At 55.5% G+C, this 18,585-nt stretch carries 15 protein-coding genes; 14 read left to right on the plus strand and 1 reads right to left on the minus strand.

Features of this window, described 5'->3' with window-relative positions; genetic code table 11:
* Nucleotides 1-70: 70 nt before the first annotated feature.
* The 14 genes from ROO76_07250 (at nucleotide 71) to ROO76_07315 (ending at nucleotide 18,272) form a co-directional block, all read left to right on the plus strand.
* Entirely contained in the window at nucleotides 71-832 is a 762-nt protein-coding gene (locus ROO76_07250) for a replication-relaxation family protein (GenBank protein ID MDT8067950.1), read from the plus strand.
* 320 nt (nucleotides 833-1,152) lie between these two features.
* Nucleotides 1,153-2,064, plus strand: coding sequence for a tyrosine-type recombinase/integrase (locus ROO76_07255; GenBank protein ID MDT8067951.1), 912 nt, complete (start codon nucleotides 1,153-1,155; stop codon nucleotides 2,062-2,064).
* A gap of 410 nt (nucleotides 2,065-2,474) precedes the next feature.
* Nucleotides 2,475-3,410 carry a tyrosine-type recombinase/integrase gene (locus ROO76_07260; GenBank protein ID MDT8067952.1) on the plus strand — a complete coding sequence of 312 codons (936 nt, stop codon included), beginning with the start codon at nucleotides 2,475-2,477 and terminating at the stop codon, nucleotides 3,408-3,410.
* A gap of 1,353 nt (nucleotides 3,411-4,763) precedes the next feature.
* Nucleotides 4,764-5,834 (plus strand): hypothetical protein, encoded by a 1,071-nt coding sequence (locus tag ROO76_07265; protein MDT8067953.1) that lies wholly within the window; start codon nucleotides 4,764-4,766, stop codon nucleotides 5,832-5,834.
* Nucleotides 5,827-6,627 (plus strand): hypothetical protein, encoded by an 801-nt coding sequence (locus ROO76_07270; GenBank protein MDT8067954.1) that lies wholly within the window; start codon nucleotides 5,827-5,829, stop codon nucleotides 6,625-6,627. Before ROO76_07265 ends, ROO76_07270 begins: the two co-directional genes overlap by 8 nt.
* Nucleotides 6,624-8,306, plus strand: a complete 1,683-nt coding sequence (locus ROO76_07275) for a type IV secretion system DNA-binding domain-containing protein (GenBank protein MDT8067955.1) — start codon at nucleotides 6,624-6,626, stop codon at nucleotides 8,304-8,306. Before ROO76_07270 ends, ROO76_07275 begins: the two co-directional genes overlap by 4 nt.
* Nucleotides 8,303-9,268 carry a replication-relaxation family protein gene (locus tag ROO76_07280; protein ID MDT8067956.1) on the plus strand — a complete coding sequence of 322 codons (966 nt, stop codon included), beginning with the start codon at nucleotides 8,303-8,305 and terminating at the stop codon, nucleotides 9,266-9,268. The genes ROO76_07275 and ROO76_07280 overlap by 4 nt, the downstream gene beginning before the upstream one ends.
* The gene (locus tag ROO76_07285) at nucleotides 9,265-9,513 is read left to right on the plus strand and encodes a helix-turn-helix domain-containing protein (protein MDT8067957.1); all 249 of its coding nucleotides are present in this window, start codon (nucleotides 9,265-9,267) and stop codon (nucleotides 9,511-9,513) included. Before ROO76_07280 ends, ROO76_07285 begins: the two co-directional genes overlap by 4 nt.
* Before the next feature lie 818 nt (nucleotides 9,514-10,331).
* Nucleotides 10,332-14,567: a S8 family serine peptidase gene (locus ROO76_07290; GenBank protein MDT8067958.1), complete on the plus strand. Its 4,236-nt coding sequence runs from the start codon at nucleotides 10,332-10,334 to the stop codon at nucleotides 14,565-14,567.
* Between the two features lie 413 nt (nucleotides 14,568-14,980).
* Nucleotides 14,981-15,430, plus strand: coding sequence for a hypothetical protein (locus ROO76_07295; protein ID MDT8067959.1), 450 nt, complete (start codon nucleotides 14,981-14,983; stop codon nucleotides 15,428-15,430).
* A gap of 416 nt (nucleotides 15,431-15,846) precedes the next feature.
* A complete protein-coding gene (locus ROO76_07300) occupies nucleotides 15,847-16,602 on the plus strand; it encodes a DUF932 domain-containing protein (GenBank protein ID MDT8067960.1) in 756 nt (251 codons plus the stop codon).
* 29 nt (nucleotides 16,603-16,631) lie between these two features.
* Entirely contained in the window at nucleotides 16,632-16,931 is a 300-nt protein-coding gene (locus ROO76_07305) for a hypothetical protein (protein ID MDT8067961.1), read from the plus strand.
* 10 nt (nucleotides 16,932-16,941) lie between these two features.
* Nucleotides 16,942-17,601, plus strand: coding sequence for a hypothetical protein (locus ROO76_07310; GenBank protein MDT8067962.1), 660 nt, complete (start codon nucleotides 16,942-16,944; stop codon nucleotides 17,599-17,601).
* Nucleotides 17,602-17,852: 251 nt separating this feature from the next.
* Nucleotides 17,853-18,272, plus strand: a complete 420-nt coding sequence (locus ROO76_07315) for a hypothetical protein (protein ID MDT8067963.1) — start codon at nucleotides 17,853-17,855, stop codon at nucleotides 18,270-18,272.
* A 23-nt stretch (nucleotides 18,273-18,295) separates the two neighbouring features.
* Here ROO76_07315 and ROO76_07320 read toward each other — a convergent pair whose 3' ends face one another.
* Nucleotides 18,296-18,538 (minus strand): helix-turn-helix transcriptional regulator, encoded by a 243-nt coding sequence (locus tag ROO76_07320; GenBank protein MDT8067964.1) that lies wholly within the window; start codon nucleotides 18,536-18,538, stop codon nucleotides 18,296-18,298.
* Nucleotides 18,539-18,585 lie beyond the last annotated feature (47 nt).

Below are 18,585 nucleotides of genomic sequence, written 5' to 3' on the forward strand. Positions count from 1 at the left end.
TCTGGAACAGGGTACCCGGTTTTTCCCCTTATAACTCCCTCTTAACCGCCGTAACGAATACCCCCTCAATATGAGGCAACTGCGGAAAGCGCATTTCGACCTTTTCCGACTCCTGAACGAGCACTTTTTGTTCTTAACTCGAAAGCAAGTCGCGCTGATTCTGACCCTATCCGCCAATCCCACCATCAAGTGGCTGCTGTGGCTCGTATCGGAGCACTACTTGGAGCGCCGCTATCGGGCAAGTTCGTTCTCGGATTTCCAAACGCCGCTCTACTACCTGGGACCAAAGGCCTGGCGGATGCTGGGAAACCCGCCGGAGAGCTACAAGCCGTACCGTGCGGGCATCGAGCAGTGGTCAGGTGTGCAGCTGGAACATCAGCTCGCGGTGTACGACGTCATCCTGAAATTCCTCCTCGAGGCAGGGGTGAGGCGGATCGTCCAAAGCCAAGACAGGTTTTGGCACGAATCGCTTAGCTTCGAAGTGATCCCCGACGCGTGGATCGAGTACGCAGGCGGCCAAGCCTTCCTCGAAATCGACCGCGCTACCGAGAGCCGACAAGTGGTAATGCAGAAACTTGAGAAGTACATCAGGTTCAACGAATCGGGACTGCACAAGATCCTTCTCCCCGGCACCACGTTCAGAGTCCTCTTCATTACGACAAGCGAGGAGTGGATCGAAGCTCTGGAGCAGCTGACGCGCTCGGACGACGTCTGGTTCGCAACAATGGAGGAATTCCTAAAGGAGCCGCTCGACCACCAACACTGGTTCGCCCTAAAGGGCTTCTATGCTCTACAGATTGCTCCAAAAGAAGAGGTGCAAGAGCTGCGGTAAGGTTAGCCACAAAGACGTTCTCTTCTGCTGGCTGTGCGGGAGCTCATTCGATAACCGAATTTGCACATCGGGACACTTGAATCCATCCTGGGTGTGCCACTGCCTCACCTGCGGCAAAGACCGCTCCTTGATGTCGCGACCGCATTCATCAACGGATCTCTCGTTCATTAAACATCCGGATAAACCCTTCACCTATGTTCCCGGACGACGGAAGATTGATCATATCTTCCCGTGGTTCGCGATCGGCTTGGGTGCTGCGATCCTCTGGTATTTGGCTTTCTTGATCACGAGCAAGGTGTAGATTTGCTATGCACTTCTGCATGAACACGAATCAATGTCCGAAAATAAGCGAAGTGTTGGTCGGGTTTACCGAATACATGTCCGCTGAAAGGCGGTTCTCACCCCGTACAGTAAAGAACTATGGGGAGGCATGTCGATACTTTGCGAAAGAACTGGGAGATCTGGGAGTCTCGGAAATTGAACTCCGCCACTTCATCTCGCTCAAGGCCCGAATGGAGGTACGCGGAACTGGTGCCTCGCGCGTTGCCAGCATCATCGTTGGAATGAAGTGTTTGCTCCAGTATGTCCGCGACGTCTTAGGCGTTGCGGTGATGGATCTCACTGGCATCAGAACCCCGAAAGCACCAAGTCGGGAGGTGACGTACCTGACCCATGACGAACTGGGGATATTTTTCGCAGCCATTCGGTTGCAGACATGGACAGGGGAGCCACGGTATTCGGGATATTGCTTTAGGGCGCTCGCCGAGACGCTGCTTGCGACCGGAATGAGAATCTCAGAGGCGCTCGCCCTGGACCGAAATTCTATCGATCTCGTTGCGAAAGAGGCCGTCATAGTGGGCAAGGGAAATAAGCAGCGTACAGTGTTCTTTACCGATCGGGCCCTCGAATGGCTCCAGAAGTATTTGGCACTCCGCAGAGATTCGAATCCGGCCTTGTTCCTGTCATCACGTTCGAGACGGCTGACTATTGATGCTGTCGGACGAACATTTTGTCGCGTACGCACATGGGCTGGGTTGGAAAAACACGTGACGCCCCATACGTTGCGGCACACGACGGCTACGAACCTGCTCGCGAATGGATGCCCCATCGGATTCATCCGTGAAGTTCTGGGTCATCAACGGCTGGAGACGACGTGCAGGTACTACCTCGGAATTCTCAATAGAGCCGACACCAAAAAAGCCCACGAAAAGTACTCATGTCTAGCTGCGTAGCGTCCATCAGCGCTCCTTGACGGACTTCGTCACAGCGGTAGAATGGGGATAATTACCTCTTAACTTTCCTGCTGAAATTGTTGATTGTTCTGAACGACAAGGCCTTTTGTGTCGGCATGTGAGTGTCCGCCCATCGCAAGGGCTGATCCGCCCATACAGCCGAAATATCCGCCCATAGCTCAGAGAGCATTCCTTCGCTTGTCGCACCATGACTTTCATTGTGCGGCATAGAACAGCGACACATACGTCGTTGCGCGATTCCTGAGTACAGCAGTGTGTTGATGGTCGGATATTTTGCCCGACGAGAGTGCCGAGTCATTCAGCAAGGCCAGCGTTTCGGCAGGTGGCATATGCCTGACCGTTTTTTGTTGGCTCAGCCGAACTCGGCCCTTTATCGGTCCGAAGGTCGGATGAATAGTGCGGAGAATACATCTTCTCGGGGAGATGCGGAATACGCCGAGGCTACGATCCGCGATCTTCTGCCGTTGTTTCTCGCCTATGCGGAATACGAGTGGAATCTTTCACCGCGGACGATTCGAAATTACCGAGAAGCACTTCTGCGTCTTCTCCAAGCAGTCGGTGATATCAAGCCCGTCGACTTCGACGTCAAGACGGTCCTGAAACTCAAGACCGATCTCGCTACGTCTCATGTTGGAGTGTGCTGGACTCGTGCCATCGTGAACGCACTGCGAAGTTTTCTGCGCTTCTGCAAACTCGTCCTCAACTTTGACGTTTTGGACCCCAAAGCCATTCGTTTGCCCGCGATTCCGCGTCGAGAGGTGGTATTTCTCACGCCAGGAGAGATCGAGGTTTTTCTGAATGCGATTCCGGTACGCAAGCAGGACCACCGCTTCAATGTCAGATGGCTGTGTTTTCGCGCTCTGGTCGAAGTGCTCTTGAGCACGGGAATGCGTATCTCGGAAGCGCTTTCGCTAGATCGAAGTTCCGTAATCTACGACACGGGCGAAGCGAGAGTAATCGGAAAGGGGCGAAAGGAACGCACGGTGTTTTTTACTCCGCGGGCTATTGGATGGATCAAGGAATATCTCAGTCGCCGATCAGATTCTTCGAATCGGCTCTTCGCATTACCAAACGGAGAGCCCCTTGAGTACGACACCGTCCGTGTCTGGTTCAATCGAATTCGACGGAAGACGGGAATAAAGAAACCGCTCACCGCCCACATCATGCGTCACACCTGCGCGACGCTTCTGCTCTTCAACGGGTGTTCGATAGCGCATATCAAAGAAATCTTGGGTCATGATCGGCTGGAGACAACATGCCGATACTACCTGGGAGTCGATAAGGCTGCGTCTAAAGAGGCGCACCGTCATTACCTAAACTTTTAGAGGCAAGCAAAATCGTTTGCTTGCCTCCATACGTCAGAGATCGGGGCAGGGCGTCGGGAGGTTCCCTACGACATGGAGCAGGCGAGCCCGAGAGTGCGAGCGAGTTCTCCCCGAGAGCTCGCTCATGCAAGGATCTCGCATCGTGCCGAGGCTCGGTCTCGGGCTGCCCAGACGGCATACAAATACCCCTACATATCAAGGTATGTAGGGGTGCCATTTCGCAGGAACAAACAGAAGTTGTTCCTGCAATGGCAGTTATGCCATCGGACTGCACGCTCCATGTCGGTCGGTACCCTCCCGACTTCGACCTTCTTTCGGCCTCTCCCCCTAACGTTTGCCCTCTCCACTACTGTTGCTGCTGTCTTGGTCACTGCTGTACATGTTGTGCTAATGGAATGGTGCGCTTGGCGCGTTCCTTTGTGCTGTATTAGTTCGTCGTGAGATTGGTTTCGCATGCAAGTTTGTGGAGTGCTCGTGGCGAGCAAACGTCAGGTTCCGCGGTCGTGGCCGACTTCATCCGGAATTCTGGGTGAATTCCGGATTCGGGTTCATCCCTCTTCCAACTCGATACAGTTGTATCGGGATTCACCAAGAAGGTCGAAGTCGGGAGGGGCTCGATTTTCTTGCTGCGCGCCACAGAACATTTCGCAGCGTCGCAAGCTTCGTGGTGTTCAGAGAAAGTACTGAGCGTGCGCTCGTGATTTGAAACTGATCGGCGCGCAGAGAAAATCGGCTCCCGACGCCCTGCCCCGAAATCTTGCTTGAAACGGAATTTGTTTGGGAGCAAAATAGTGGTGCAGTGTAGTTTGGCTCGCTCATAAGAAGGCGGCCACTCTAACAGTTGAGAAAGGCGGAAACGCCAGGAAGACGAAAGTCTTCCTTCTTGGTTCCCGACCTTTCTCAGAGCGTGAGCTCTCGGAACTCTTCGCTTCCGACTGTTACAGTGGCCGCCTTTTTTTGTTTGCGGCCATTCGGCCAATGGTCGACGGCGGAAACGCCGACGTGATCTTTGCACAAGGCGAAAGCCAAGTGGGAATGGGAGCAACGCCCGGAGGTCGTTGCCGCGCGATGGCGCACCCAAACTCCGAATAGCGAACCCGCCAGAAGACGGCGGGGCACACGTCCTGATGATTCTTGAGTCAGTCGGGGTATACCCGACACGGCGCACAGGCGCGGACAGGACGCGAACGGCAGCTGCGTGACTGCAGCCGCCTAGACCCCGCCGGGATACACGGCACAGGCGCACACGTCGCGCGCTGAAGCGCGATGCGACCTGAACCAATCAAACGCACCACCCGAACGCTCAAACCAGGGCGTTCTGATGGCCAACCAACTCCAACCAGAGGAGGTCGCATGAAGAACTCATGCCTACGGCCATTCGTTCTTGCGACGTGTGCGCTCACACTCACGAGCGCCGCAGCTGCCCAATCGTCAACACCACAAACCGCCGCGAGCCCCCGCCTCATCGTATGGGCACATACGGCGATAGAGAATAACGGCGCACCGACCCTCGACATCCTTGATCTCGAGCGGTACGTCGTGAATCAGCTCGAGTCGCGCCAAATCATGAATGTGTCGTCGTCTTTGACGACAACAATTCCCCGCCCGCCCGTCCCCAAGACGTATCTCGGGATACTCTCGGTCGACACAATGCAAGTCGCAGAGCGGCCATTCCGAAACATTAACGATGCCGACTACACAGTTGATGGAGTGTTCGGAGTTGATCTCTCGCTCACCATCAAGGACGTGGGATCGGGAAAGACTCTAGGCACGCTTCGCGGTCGCGCTGAGAATCGGTTTCGGACCTGGGAACGAAATGACATACCCATAAAGCGGATCGCAATATATACGGCAGCTGACCGCATCGTGAATAGCTTCATGGAGGCGGCCAACAAAGGTGAGTTCGGAGACGATGTGAAATCGCTTCTGCCGCCATCGCCAAGCGACCTCGTCGCTTCATGGGTGCGCAATCCCGCTCATCTGCCGCTCGTGGTATTCGCCGCCCTTACCAGCGCAGTCATCGTGATAGTAAAAGTTGTCTTCGACTCAAGCGGAAACGAGTATTCCGTCCATGTACCAAAAGAAGATGGCGGAGGGAGAAACGATAAGAAGAAGCTGCAAGATGCTCTCGCCCTCAAGCTTGCGACGGACAACTTCTCCGACGCGGCTTGCTGGGACGCGGCACACGACGGTCAGAAAGAAATTCTGGATCGTCGAGCAGTAATTGAGGATGCGGAAGCCGCCCGGCTCCTCGACAGCAAGAATCGCGACACTCAGTATCGGAGGATCGCCAGTCACGCAGTCCTGCTCTGTGATCTCACGGAAGAAGCGGTGATCGATATGCTCCGTAACGCAGACGTGTGGGATTACCGCGTCCTGAGAGAAGCTGAGCTCCAGCAGGAAAGGAGCGTGTCTCATGCCTAAACCGAGACGACGAGCTCTGACGTTTCTCGATAAGTACGAGAAAGAAGGCAGGCGAACACAGCATAAACGCGTGAGTTCACCTAAACTCCCCGAGCCGGAGATTATTCCGCCTCCTGCACATGGTGCGCTCATTCGTTCCGCGTTGGACGCTTTGAGCGTTGACGCAATGGATACATCTGAACTCGATCGAACGCTCACTGCGGCGAAACTTCCAATCGCCTTGCAGAAGGGCGGATTTTTCGATCCCGATCCACTCGCTGAGAAAATTGACGAATTGAGACGCCTCGACGAGTACAAGGTCGCGCTGATCCGACAAGTCACCGTGATGCGCCACGCGATGGAGGAAGTCAGTGCACTAAAGCGGGCTCAACGCCAACAGTACATGGACATCTTGGCGTTCAAACAGGAAGTGCTCGAAGTTAAGGCACACCTGAAGTACGCAGATGTTGCCGCAGCCCGCCGCGACGAGGTGGCGGAAGCAGAGGCCCGCGCTACGATCGCACGGCTCGATGGCGAAGCTGAGAAAGCACGCCGTCCGGTAGTACCAGCTCCGCCTGCGTCAACCGCGGCCGCCGTTACACCTCCGAACGATCCGCGTGCGCAGAACAAAGCGCGGATCATGGCTGAGATCGAGCGCCTCGAGATCGACGAAGGCAACGAAATTCGCAGGTTGACCAAACTGCGGCCGGAAACCGAATGGTCACCAGACTTGAAGGACGAAGTAGTCCGGATTCAGAACATGTACGACGACGCCCGCGAAGAACTCCGGAAACAGTTGGGGAGGTACCTATGAAACCGCTGTTCTTCGGATTTGACGTGAAGGGGGAGAAGATTTTGCTTTCTCCAGAAGAGCGATGTGCCCATATGCACGTCATCGGCTCTTCCGGATCGGGCAAGTCAAAGTTTCTCGAATGGCTCATGAGGCAGGACTTGGACAAACGCCAGGGCTTCTGCCTCATCGACCCTCACGGGGATCTCTATGAAGAGGTTCTCCACTACGCCGCACACAAGGTGCTCCGCCGCGACACTATCCTCCTCAATCTCTCGAACGCCAGTTCCATCATCGGATTCAATCCGTTCGAGCGCACGTTGGGTGTGGAGATCTCAGCGCAGGTGGACCGCCGGATCGCGGCGACGCTCCGGGCGTGGAATGTGAAGACGACCGACGAGACGCCGACACTCGAGCGGACGCTGCGCCTCGTCTACACCATCATGATCGAGCAGAATCTCGGGTTGCGAGAGGTGAACCACCTTATTACCTACCAGGCGCGCGAAGTCCGGGCTCAATTGATCGAGCGGCTGCAAAGCCCCTTGATTCAGACGGAGTGGGAGGAACTCCAGAAGCTCAGCCGCCGCGACTGGCAGGAGGAAGTCCTCTCCGCGAAGAATCGGCTCTTTCGATTGCTCACGTCGGGCACGCTGTCGCGTTTCCTGGGAATGCCCGGGCAGTCGATCGACCTCGGCGACATCATCGAGAACGACAAGGTTCTCTTGGTGAATCTCGCCGCCAGCGACTCACTGTCGAGCGAAAACGCGCGCGTGTTTGGGGCGCTGCTCGTCAACGAGTTCTTTGAGGCCGCTAAGCGCCGGAAGAAGGATTCGCTCGGGCGCGACCCCAAGCCCTACTACCTCTATATCGACGAATTCCAAAACTTCGTCACACTGGATGTCGGCGACATGCTCGACCAAGTGCGGAAACGCGGCCTCTTCGTCATCCTCGCGCACCAACGGTTCGGGCAGCTCGATGAAAACGTCACCGACGCCGCACTCGCCAACTGCCACATTAAAGCCGTCTTCGGCGGTCTGCCGGTCGCAAGCGCGCGCCGTATGGCCGAAGAGCTCTTCATCGGAAAGCTCGATCCGAAGCGCGTGAAGGCTGCGATTTACCAGACGAAGTTCTGGCCACAGTACGGTCGTGACACCGTCTACGGCAGCGGCTCGAGTCGCGCGGCCTCGCACGGCTCCGGATGCCACTCGGCATCGGGCTCGTCCTCGAGCTTCGGGTCGGGCGAGTTTTTCGGGCCGGAGGACTGGTTCGGAGGTTCGAGCACCTCGTCACAATCGGGCGAGTCCTGGATGACGGGTTCGATCGACATGGAGACGGACTCGTCCTCCGAATCCGAGTCGACCGCCGACATCCCGGTCTTCACGCCCGTCCCTTTTGAGGAGCTCTCCAGCATCCAGTATTACACGCCCGAGGAACAGCTGCTCGAATTCACTGCGGCGCTCAAGCAGCAGTTCCCCAGGCACTGCTTCATCAAAGTCCACCAGCGCGATACCCAGCCGATGCTCGTCCCGAAGGTTACGCGATTTTACACGCGGGCGCGGAACCGCTCGTGGTACGTGGAGAAGCTCTTTCGCACGCAGCACGCGCTTCCGGCCGCGGAGGTCGACCGCCTGATTGAGGAACGGGAGCGGAAGTTGCTCGCGGGACTAAAGAGGGACGACCTCCCTGAGGACTTCCGCGAATGACCGCGCCAGCGTCAAAGCGACTCCCGCGCTACCGCCGCGCTCCGGAGGATCTCTCGTGTTCCCTCACGCTGCGCGACCTTGAGATCCTCGGCGTGACGGAGTCATTCCGGCTCGTCACCTCAGAGCACATTCAAGCCCTGACCGCCGGTAGCGGCCAGGGCGTGCTGCGACGACTGCAGAAGCTCTTCCATGCCGGTTACCTCGACCGGCTGCAACCGAGAGCCCCGTATGGCAGCGGCAGCGCGAAGATGGTTTACGCCATAACCAACAAAGGCATTCGGACACTTGAGGAAAGTGGGGAGTTGAAACGCCGTTCAAGCACCGACTGGAACGCGCAAAACCGCACTCTCCACGACTTCTCCATTCGGCACACGCTGCTCGTGAGCGAAATTCGCGCTGCGGTCACGGCGGCAAGCCGCCACAATCCGGGCCTTAAGCTCCTCTACTGGAAAGAGGGGCGGCAACTCTACGACTCGGTCGAAGTTGCGCTCCCTGATGGCTACGCACACATACCGGTCGCGCCGGACGCGTTCTTTGGCCTCCAGGATGCGCAAGGGAAGATGCACTTCTTCCTGGAGGCTGATCGCGGCACGATGACGCTGAAGCGCTTCGTGCGCAAACTCAAGGCGTACGCCGCGTATCACCGGCAGAAGAGACAGCAGGACAAGTTTGGCATCCGATACTTCCGGGTGCTAACAGTGACGTCGAGCGTCGAGCGCGCCGGGAACTTGGCCAAAGCAGCCAAGGCCGAAGACGACATTCGTCAGCTCGGTCGGATGTTTTTGTTCACGTCCGACGACGGTCTCTCACTCAGTGATCCCGAAAGCATTTCCAAAAAGATCTGGAGCTCACTCGAATCTCCAGATCGGTGCTCGATCCTGGGCGAAACGGAGACTATTCCCGCAAAGGAGGGGAAACCATATGAGCTTCGAAATAATCCTTACCATCGAGGAATTCAGTGAGTCGCAGCAGTGACTCGGTTTCAACTGCGGAGAACTCGGGCCTCATGCCAGAGTTGCTCACCGCAAAAGAGCTCGAGGCGCTCTTGAAGATTGATGTGAAGACGATCTACTCCTACGTGCAGCGCGGACTCATCCCGTACGTGCGTATCCAGTCGAACGTGCGCTTCGTGAAGCATCAGATCTTCGATTGGATTGAAGAACGGAATTACCGCCCGCGTCCTCTGAACGGCCGCAAGGCGAACTGAGCGGTGCGAATGATGCGCCGTTTCCACCGCAGTTGTAGCCAGGCGTCGCGCGACGCCTGGTATTTTTTTGCGCACGCACACGCAATCTTGCGGGGGCAATCTACATAAAAATGGAGGCGACCGGAGAATTCTGTCGCATTTGGAAAACGATCGCGGGACAATTCCCGCGACTTATCTAAGGCCATCTACAGATCGCCTCTCCGAAGCGCACAACCCTCTGTTCGGATGTACACCCCCTGAGGCGAAAGGCCCCCAAAGTCTCTAGAACGATTAACGGAGCGAATCATTCTGTGGCTTTGAGAATTTCTTAGGGATGCTTTTAGTCAAGAGTGACTCGAGGGCCCACACAAGAATCCCGGAGATCGCATATGTAATGGCAAGTACTAACACTGACGACGAAATGAGCAGCTGGGCCCTATAGGACGGTGACCGAAGAGCCAGATCGCCGTTCAGCAGGAGTAAGGGGGCAAACACGATCACTCTCAGTCGAGCAGTCGCGTTTAGCACGTGACTGCTGCAAATGCTGTTATCCGGAAGCGCGGGAGTCACAAAGAAATTGATGTTGTCGGTGAGCGCGGCGTCGATTGGAACATAACGAGAAAGGCACGCGTTCGAGCTAGTAATTAGGACCGCGAGGAGTGCAAACACGACTAGATGGGTGGGTTTGGGCTTTAGTGACGGCATAGTACTTATCTCTCATTTTGCAACGCGAGCCATTCCTGTCAAGGAATTCGCGAAAAGAGGAACAGAGTATGCGACATATAGCGACGCTAATTTGCTTGGTAGCCCTTTGCTTTCTAGCCCTACTCCCAGTTGCAGTGGCCCAGAATGCGGCAACATGGAGTCCTTCCCAGATTTCTGCGACTGTTCCTTCGGGCACGGTGCAGGTCACGGAGGCAACACTTAGTGTAAGCAGTGCGGTTACGAATGTGCACATAAGCGTCGTCCCTGAACTCGCCCCCTTTGTGACCGTTTCCCCAAGTTCCTTTTCTGGAATAGGCGCGGGAGAATCACGGACTATTGCCGTTTTCATCGCGATTCCAAAAGTAACAAAGGCAAATCCAAAAGGAACAATTCATCTCTCGGCTCGTGATCGCACCGGCAGGACTTTCGGCCGCCCGTTGCCGGTCTCCATTCGCGTTACGCAGCCGTCACTGTGGACGATTCCCGATGTCCTAACCGTACCAAGCCCCGATCGAGTGGTCACGGAGCCCGACCTAAGAGGTATTCAATTCGTCAGCGATGAAGTCAATATCTATTTCAAAGAGGGTACGACAAAAGACATTGTGACCGGAGTTGTAGCGTCAATTGGGGGCGTGTTTCTCGGGGGCATCCCGGAGTTAGGGATGTATCAAGTGCGAGTGCAGACGAATTCGTTCGACGGGATCTCAAGTCTCATAGGCCTACTGCAGTTGCAATCGTCCGTTGATTTTGGCACCCATACTGTTCTCTCAGATTCTTTCGTCATTCCGAATGATCCGGGGACTTCGATGTCCTATGTGCCTGGAATGCTCAATCTGCAGAAGGCTTGGGACATCGTCTCAAATGCTCGGGACGAGGTCGGTAGCACCGAGTTCGATGTTGCCGTTGTAGACTCGGTTTTCGATAAAGATAACCCCGATCTTCAGCCGAACATCGCCAATCTGGTCAGAAATCTTGGCCCATTGACCGTCAATCACGGAACTCGTGTCGCAAGTATCATTGGTGCGGCAGGCAATAATGGACTTGGCATAGCAGGCGTAATGTGGAAAGGGCGTTTACGCCTGTTCAGCGCTGCGGACCCGTTCAACCCGCTAAAATGGTCTTCGTTCAACAAAGCGATTACAGATGCTGTAACGCTTCGGCCTCGAATCCTAAATTTCAGCGGCGGTTTGGAGTGCAAGGAAGAGCCGTGTACGTCGAAGGAAGAAAGCGCTCTAAAGGACATGGATTTGCAATTTGCAAGACTCATTGGTTCGGCCCACAAGTTGAGCCCGCCAGCTGATATTCTCTGGGTAATTTCTGCTGGAAACGCTGGAATTCACGTTTCCAATTCCTCTCCGGCCCGCCTCTCTGGCCTTTTGCCAAATGTAATGAGTGTCTCCGCCGTGGATTCCAACGGCCATTTAGCAATTCCCTTCACATGCAATGGGCATCAGCAAGGGGGCTCGGATTATGGTCCCGAGGTAAGCGTTGCAGCCCCGGGCGTGAACGTGACCAGCGACGTGATCGGCGACGGCGCAAACGATGGCACTACTAATAACGGATGCGACGCAACTGGAACCTCCTTCGCCGCTCCACACGTAACCGGGGTTGCGGGCCTCCTCATGTCGCTAAAGCCAGACCTTACGGCTGACGATCTGAAAAGGATCATAGAACGCAGCGCAAACCAGACTGGCGAGGATCCTGATAGCAACAAGGTTAAATTGCTTGACGCGTGCCGCGCAGTTAAATCAGCAGCAATTGTCGATGATCCTCCTGCACCTCAGCTTCTCGCTCCTCTCAACTTGACTGCAATTGCTCCAAAAAATGGGGTCATACCATGCCAGGGCCTAGGGTACGACGTCGAGTTCAGTTGGTCTGATGTATCTGCAGATTCGTGCAATTCCATCGACCATTATGAATTTCGCCTCTACCCGCCGACTACAGACACTCAGTCGATCGATACGAACGTGAATGATACGACTTTCTCTTACCGTATTTGTGCCCCCGCCCCGACCGGGCAATGGACATGGAGTGTTACGGCCAGAGACAAGTACGATAACCGAAGTGACGATGTTGTTCGAATCTTCAGCTTCGAACCCACTGTTATTATCCCGCCTCCTGATGTTTCGATCACCAAGACAGCAAGTCCGAATCCACTGGCGAGTGGCGGGATTATCACCTACACGATCACGGTGCAGAACGCGGCAGGCACGACGGATGCGCAGAACGTGACGGTAACCGATCCTCTCGACAGTCGCCTCACCTATCAATCGTGCTCGACCTCAACCGGCGGAGCCTGTTCGCCAAAAGACGGGGTTCCCACTGCGTTATTCCCAATCCTAGTGGGCGGGATACCTGCAACGTTCACGATTGCAGCTACCGCACCGACCGTAACAACATCAACGCAAATTTCCAACACGGCAACCGCAACTGCGGACAATGAGCCCAGCGGAAATACCGCCAACAATCAGGCTTCCTCGATCGTTACAATCAATACATCCTCTGCACTGCCCATTGGGGGGCCGTTTGCGGGGCACGTCACCGCGCTCGAAAGTGATCCAAGCAATCCGGCAACATTGTACGCATTCGATGGTGCCGAGAATACCAATGCGGCGAGTACGCTATTCAAGAGCACTGACGGAGGGCAGAGTTGGAAACAGCTTTTGAATTTTGGTAAAGACAACACCTGGCCATTCAGGTTCCCTGGCGGTCTGAAACTAGATCCGAAAAACCCAGGGACAGTTTACGCAGGGTACCAGAAGAGCATTGATGCCGGTCTGACCTGGACCGACAACAAATGCGTAATACTCGGAATTGATCCTGTTAACACTGCGACGATCTACGGAACAGCTTGCGGACCATATCGGTGGCAAAACGATAGCGCAAATCATCTGTTCAAGAGCACCGACGGCGGCCAAAACTGGAACCTGATCTACTCTTCTCCTGCAGCAGTTATGATATTCGTTGTAGTGGATCCAATGGATCCGAGCACCATCTATGCTCTCCCATGGACAGCGAGTGTTCTGAAAAGCACTGATGCTGGACAGACTTGGGTGACACTGAGTCTGCCGACGTACGTGCCCACCTCACTCGCAATTGATCCAAAGACCCCTTCCACGTTGTATGCGGGACACCTTAAGAGCGCCGATGGAGGTCAGACTTGGACTACCTTGTCCTGCTATTTGTTGGGGATGGTAATTGATCCCGTTAACACATCCACACTCTACGGAGCTGGATACGGCGGCGTCTGGAAGAGTACGGACGGCGGCCAAAGCTGCGCGTTGGCAGTTTCTGGACTGACTAGCACGTATGTTACAGCTCTTACCATTGATTCAGTTAATCCGAACACACTTTATGCAGGAACGAATGGAAGCGGAATATTCAAGACTGCGGATGGTGGCCAACACTGGAATACGAGCAGTTCGGGATTCACTAATACGAACGTCTTTTCCTTAGCGATAAACCCTGTGAACCCCAGCATACTTTATGCGGGTCTTTCACATGGAGCTATGTTTAGAACAGCCGATGGGGGGCAATCCTGGGGTGCGCTTGACTATTTCCCATGGTCCGCGGACGCGCCGTTGTCCTTTGTGGTCATCGATCCTGTGACTCCCACCACCCTATATTCCAAATTCGCAGAGCCTACCGCAAGCACAGATAGTGGACGTACTTGGCAGTCTCTGCCGTTAAATGTCGGAGGCAACGATCTCATTGGCTTTAGTATTGATCCAAGTAATCACTCGACGTTATATGCTGCTGTGCTTGACACTCATACTTTCCATCTCCTAGACATTTTTAAGAGCACCGACGCGGGATTCCACTGGACGTCAACGAATGCTTCGGTCCTCAAATCCTCGACGACGTTCAGGACAAAGATCTTTATCGATCCGAAGAACTCTTTAAACATGTATGCACTGCTAGATTCTGGTTTATTTAAAACGGCGGATGGGGGGCAGAACTGGATACCAACAAACAACGGAATGAGCGGCATAATGTGGAGTTTTGCGATCGATCCGCTCGATTCTGCAACGCTCTACGGTGGAAACGATAGCTCCGGTTTCTTCAAGAGCACTGATACAGGGAGCAATTGGGTTGCAATTGGCCACTTACCCAATGACATCAGGCAGTTGGTCGTGGACCCGATGCAAACATCAGTAATCTACGGCGTCGGGAGTAGCGTGATAACAAAGACCACCGATGGTGGCCAAACCTGGAATGACTTGACAGGGGGGCTTCGCGACTTTGGGGGCATCACCGCGTTTGTGTTGGACCCAATTAACTCTTCTACGCTTTATACCGCGACGATCTACGGCGGAGTTTTCAAGAGCACCGACGGTGGCCAGACATGGCAACCCACCGGAGCCAATTAACTACTTCGTGAAATCAGTTTTGCCCGCCGAATCTCGGAATTCGGCGGGCATTTGCTTTGCAAATTGAACAACGCCAAAGCGTGCTCTCGCGGGCCTTTCAGCTCCAAACCAACACAAAATCCGCGTCCTGTTCCTCACGACGAATTCGAGGCCTCAAGCCTCGAATTCTGCTGCAGGTCAAAATCCATAATCTCATCTCCTCGCCTTCTCCGCAGTGTAGCGAGCACCCCAACTCTTCAAGGTCTCGATACCTAATGAGCCCGCCGAATTCGGCAGGCCTTTCTTTTTGTATCTGTCTGCGACGTTCCACCTTGATGAGATCGGGGAACCCCTCTCGCTGTGGCCGGAGCGTGGCTGGCAGCCAGCGGGCACCCACACCTAATCACTCTCCGCTGGAGAAAGCATTAATTCATATGTCTAACGTTCCGCAGTCGAACTACGAGGATATCCCCGCGGACGAGATGAAAGAACTCATGGACGAGATGACCGCCTCGGAAACCAAAGCGGAGGATTGGGGCTGGGGTGAGCCGATCAGCGTCTACAGAGATACTGAGGCCGTCGATGACGGGACTCTCGTCGATCTCAGCCAGTTCCCTCTCGTGTCCTTCCGCGGCCTTCCGATCAACCGGATGACAGATCACCTCTTCGCGGATCTCAAGCCGTTTGTGGAGGCCGAAATGCCTGCCTTCGATGGGAGTTTCGGACGCACCATCGCCTCGATCCTTCGCACGAAGTGCAAATTCGCCCAGGGCGATCCTGGCAATACCGGAGAAGTTGGCGACATCTACCGCATCCCGCCGAATCTCCGGCTCGTCATGAACGAGGGAGGCGGATGGACCGCCATGCACCCGGAGGACTACTGAGTTCTCCGCACACGAGTGCGGGACGAAAATCACGCCTTCTTCTTTTTTGCTCGGAAGCTATCGCGGTGTGATCTCCACGCAATCAAGAACCACATGCCGACCGGATTCAGGCGCATTCACTCGCCGGTGTAGTGACGCGCGAAGCGCCTCTTCTTGCCGGGCGAAGTGCTGAAATCTAAGAAACGTCAAGGTTGAAAATAACAGCATCGCTGCGCCCACCCTCACGTATTTGCCCATGTCCGTCCTTCCTCAGCAGCTCAACATACCAGAAGTGTTCACGATTGGTCTCTCACGGCGCTTCGGGCTGTGCCGAACTTATTGTGACTAGGTATCGCTCGCCAAAAAACCTACGCTGAACTCAGTACCGTTCACTTCCCGCCGCACCTTGAAAACTCACACCCTGAAAGGAGATACCCATGCAGCATGGGCAATTACTGTCCCACGTGGACACCGACCTCGTCACGCGCGAACAGCTCCGGATGATAGCCACTCCGGAATTCACCAACACGTTTCATCCGATCCCTCACGCAGAACTCGTCGACACGCTGGATCTGGTGCTCGCCAAGAACCAGATCCAGATCCTCGACGAGAAATTCGCTGTTCGCCGTGACGGGTCTGTTCTTTTTGGGGTGCTGCAGCTTGCCTATGGCGATTGTCCTGAAGGACAAGCCGCCCTGGGACTGCGCACCTCAAACAACAAGAGCTTCGCGATTCAAATCTGCGCGGGGCTCTCGGTCCTTGTGTGCGATAACCTGGCGTTCAGGGGCGACATGATCGCGCTCTGCCGCAAGCACACCTCGGGCCTCGAACTCCGCACCGAACTGAGCCGAGCGGTGCTCCGTTTTGAGGAGCACTTCGGCATTCTCGCCGGGGAAATCGCGCACTTGAAGGAGCACACGCTCGAAGACCAGGAAGCAAAGGCGTTCATCCACGACGCCTTCATTCGCGGCATCATGCCGATCCGATTCCTGCCCGAAGTCTCAACCGCCTATTTCCAGCCGCAGCTCCCCGAATTCGAGCCGCGCACGTCCTGGAGCCTGCATAACGCCTTTACAGGCGCGGCAAAAGCGATGCCAATGACGACGCGGCTCCAGGCGATCCAGGAACTCGGCCAACTCTTCGGGATGTCGAGCGAGCCCGCTCCCGAAGGCCAGATCATCCAAGCCGCCTAATCCACACCCAACGCCAAAAGGAGAACGAAATGGACACACTTGAGGAAGAGATCCTTCACCTTGAACCCGGTCGCGATCTGCTTCACGATTGTCTCGGCATTGGTCCGTTCGCGGAGATAACCATAACCTCCGACGGATTCTTCCTGGGACGGCTGAGAGGGGATTGCGGCCATAACTGTTTCCTCGGCATCCCCGCCGAAGAAGCCAAGGCCCGCACGCGAGAGCTCTTTGAACGACTCTCCCCGGAATACCAGGCAGAACTCATCGGCAAACTCCGAATTCGCGGCATCCCTCCCGCTTCGATCGGCATTCCCGAATCACCGAGCTAGGGAGGATTCCATGTCGCGAAGAAAACGTCCTCGTCGGCGCACCGGCTTTCTTTCCAAACCGGGGAAAATGCCGGGACCGTCCTACTCGCTCCCGGCGGATAACTGCCGCACCGGACACCGCCTCCGCCGTTCGCAGCATTCCGTTTGCGCATTCTGCTACGCGATGCGTGGTCGATACAGATTCCCTGCCGTCCGCCGCGCAATGCAGCGCCACCTCAGAACCATTCGCGACCCGCGCTGGGTCGACAGGATGGTTCAGGCGATCCGCAACTCAGGAGCGGAACACTTCCGGTGGCATGACTCCGGCGACCTCCAGAACATGCGACACCTGCGAAAGATCATTGCCGTGTGCAACGCGCTTCCAGAGGTGAAGTTCTGGCTCCCCACGAAAGAACACCGCCTGGTCGAGCGATATCGCAGAGTCGGCGGAGAGATTCCTCCGAATCTCTGCATCCGCTACTCCAGCCACTTCGTCGATCGAGCCCCTCCGAGCAAGTTCGGCATGCCCATGAGTAGCGTCTCCTCGTCGCCGGAGAATACTCCGGCCGGAGCCTATCGCTGCTCGGCAGAAGAGAACGGGAACGTCTGCGGTCGATGTCGGGCCTGTTGGGATCGCCGGATCACCCTCATCGACTTCCCTCTGAAGTGGTACCCCCAGCGCAACAGATAACCCTCAGAGCCAGCAACGCCTGGCTCTTTTTTACGTCCAAAAGCGGCAGGACCGGCGACCTATTCAGGAGAAATCCACGCCCCGATCCCGCGGCGAGGTCTCGAGTCCTGCGCGCTCCGCGCAGTCCGAACCTTGACAGATTCCGCAAAAGTGCTTTACTGAAAAGTCCCTTCCCAACGCTCTTCGGCGGCTCTATGAGGTCCGTCCGCCCCATTGCGGGTTGATCTCAATAGCTGATCGAGGAGAATATTGTGCCTCTTACTTCGCTGTACACGCTTCCACGAGACATTCTTGCGAACCAACGCAAGGAGCGCAAGGCCTTCCTGCAGGCGCACAACTGGGAACTGGACCGTTTTCCTCTCTTGAAGCGCCTCTGGTGGCGACACCTGCTGTGGCCGTGCCATTTGGTCACCAGAACCTGCAGTGGTCTCGTACAGCTCTTCGCTATTGACTGCGCCGAGCGATATTGCATTGTCGCCGACAGACTTTTCGGCGGGTCGCGTTGCCAGCGCTTTTCCGAAACGGTGAACGGAAAGATTGCCGCCATCGAAGAAAAGAACCGTCAGGCACGTAAGCGTTTTGAAGCAGGGCTCATCCGATCTACGCAGATGTGGCTCTCCCTAGAGGAAATGAAACAAAAGAAGCCGAACCTCCCAAGGATCGTCAACTAGACCGCCATCGCGCGGTCTGTTTTTTAGCTCTCTCCCGTCAGCAACCATTCCATCGACTTCCCAAACTCGCGGCTGATGCGAAGCAAGATTTCGGCTCCGATCTCCTTGTCCCCGCGCTCGATGGAGGAAAAATAGCCCTGGCTCACCCCAAGGCGCTTCGCCAGCTCCTGCTGCGTCGTGTCGAACCCCCGCAGCTCCCGGACACGGCGTCCGACGGCCTTCCAGTCAATGTGGGGGTGCGCGGATTTTCTTCTTGACGCTGACATTTCTTTAGAAATAAAATATTTCTATAGCAATATACGAACTCTACACC

It is taken from the genome of Terriglobia bacterium (assembly GCA_032252755.1).
Lineage (GTDB): Bacteria > Acidobacteriota > Terriglobia > Terriglobales > Acidobacteriaceae > JAVUPY01.